This window comes from Caldanaerobius fijiensis DSM 17918, assembly GCF_900129075.1.
Lineage (GTDB): Bacteria > Bacillota > Thermoanaerobacteria > Thermoanaerobacterales > Caldanaerobiaceae > Caldanaerobius > Caldanaerobius fijiensis.
In genome coordinates, this window is sequence record NZ_FQVH01000077.1 from 1 (window position 1) to 1,903 (window position 1,903).

The 1,903-nt window shown below is 30.6% G+C and carries 3 protein-coding genes; all 3 read right to left on the reverse strand.

What is annotated here, in order from left to right; all coding sequences use genetic code 11:
• Window positions 1–93 precede the first annotated feature (93 nt).
• A complete protein-coding gene (locus BUB87_RS15160) occupies window positions 94–267 on the reverse strand; it encodes a papain-like cysteine protease family protein (protein WP_159432437.1) in 174 nt (57 codons plus the stop codon).
• Window positions 268–351: 84 nt separating this feature from the next.
• Window positions 352–1,257 (reverse strand): hypothetical protein, encoded by a 906-nt coding sequence (locus BUB87_RS13865; RefSeq protein WP_073346674.1) that lies wholly within the window; start codon window positions 1,255–1,257, stop codon window positions 352–354.
• An 11-nt stretch (window positions 1,258–1,268) separates the two neighbouring features.
• Entirely contained in the window at window positions 1,269–1,715 is a 447-nt protein-coding gene (locus BUB87_RS13870; protein WP_073346676.1) for a papain-like cysteine protease family protein, read from the reverse strand.
• Between the last annotated feature and the right edge of the window lie 188 nt (window positions 1,716–1,903).

Here is a 1,903-nt window from a genome sequence, read left to right on the forward strand (position 1 = left end):
AACTTACACTCTGTATTTTATCAGGAGGTACTTATTTTTTCAAAGTTCGTTTTAGCTCATTTTCGCCCATTTTAAATCATTACAGGAATGCTCCTATAACAAGAAACATACTACACAATCCTGCCAGTTATAAGAAAACTCTTGATATCCCAAATGTTGCTGATCTTTATATAATGGATCGTTATAAGTTACCTGATTAGTACCACCATTATATCCACACAAAACCACAGCATGTAATCCAATCCCTGTTAACTGTATACGTACCACAATAGGGGAATCGTTATTTAAGTACTTTTACCATTATATAATTATAAGAGAATGGATTTAGTCACCATTCTCTTATTTTACTTATTAGCGAGTTTTGTGATAAGCTTTTTTATTATAAAGATAATAGATAAAACCAGATACTAATAAAACTACAACTATTGCGACTATATACATACTTATGGTTGTTAAGTTGTGAAATGTGTTTTTTACTTTGCCATCAGGAAGTCCTAATGTAGGCAAAGGCTCATTATTTAACGCTTTTTTCATGTAAGGTTCTAATTTTGATTGAAATTCACTTCTTGTATATATATCAAATTTCTTAGTTCCTAAACCATCATTTAATGGGATAAAATACTCCTTCTCATTCACTGAAATATATAAAAAGTTATAAAAATCTCCAATAGTAATATTCATAAATATATCTGCATTGGAAGGTATTCCCTTTGATATCAACAGTTTAGCTAATTTGTCCGGTTGGCTGCATAAATAACTTGTTTCCGGATCGAGATAACTAGGCATTTGAGCAAAATCCCAATCTCCTCCCCAAAGACTTGTAGTTGTTCCACGATTTATTACCACTGAAGAAGCGGGTTTTAAAGTATTATTCTCTTTAAATAATACAGGTATTTCCCAATAATAAGGAGTATTATATAAAATATGAGACAGTTTGTCACTTTTAAGAAATTTTTTAAAATTTTCTTTTGCATTATTTATATCAGAAAAATAGAATACTTTAAAAGGTTCTCCATATACAAAATCATCTGGACTTTTTACATTCAGATCTTTAACAAACTTAAAATTTTTTCTATCTTCAAATAAGATTTCTTTAGGTTTTGTTTTGCTGTTTTCCAATGCTCTAAGTATAACCTTTTTCTCTTCTATATTGTTTTGTTTTTCTATTAATTTATTTAACGGAATTGAAGCAAAAGAAGAATTTATAGATAATATGAGCAATAAAACAACTAAAAAAATAACACATAACTTCCTCATAATATTTCACCTCACAATAAATATGGAACTATAGAATCCTGCCATTTTGGATAGAAGCTTTTACTATAACTAGCAACTATTTCTCCATAATATGGATCGTTATACTTAACATTACCATCATAATCAGTATACGCTTTTAAAACAACAGCATGAAACCCTATGCCCCCGGTGGTAATACGTGCAACAATTGGAGCATCATTATTTAAATAATTGCATATGGTTGCGGGAGACATAGTAGAAGTAAGTTTCGGATTTATTGCAGGATCATGGTAAATGTCTGTCGTTCCCCATTTAATTGCATCAATAATTCCTTGAACTAACCCCCATTCGCTTTGAGGAACCAAAGTTTTTAGATAACTCGATCTATCATATGTATCATTGTGATAATAAGCCGCCACCATAGCAGCAGATTTAACCCAGCAGTCTCCATCTGGACCAGTAAACACAGGTACCGGCAAATAAGCACTACTTGCATAAACGCTGGTTATCGAAATAATAAATATCAAAGCAACGATTAAAAAAACAACTCTGTTCTTTAAACGCATGTTTATTAGAGACTGTAAAAAATTTTGTGTAAAATGATTAAAAACCTCTTTCTTGGTAAGAATTCAAAAATAAAACAAACCGAGAAGGAGGTTTTTAAAAA

Coding starts and splice junctions, on each gene's coding strand:
- BUB87_RS13865 (WP_073346674.1), bottom strand. CDS start 1,257: ATGAGGAAGTTATGTGTTATTTTTTTAGTTGTTTTATTGCTCATATTA.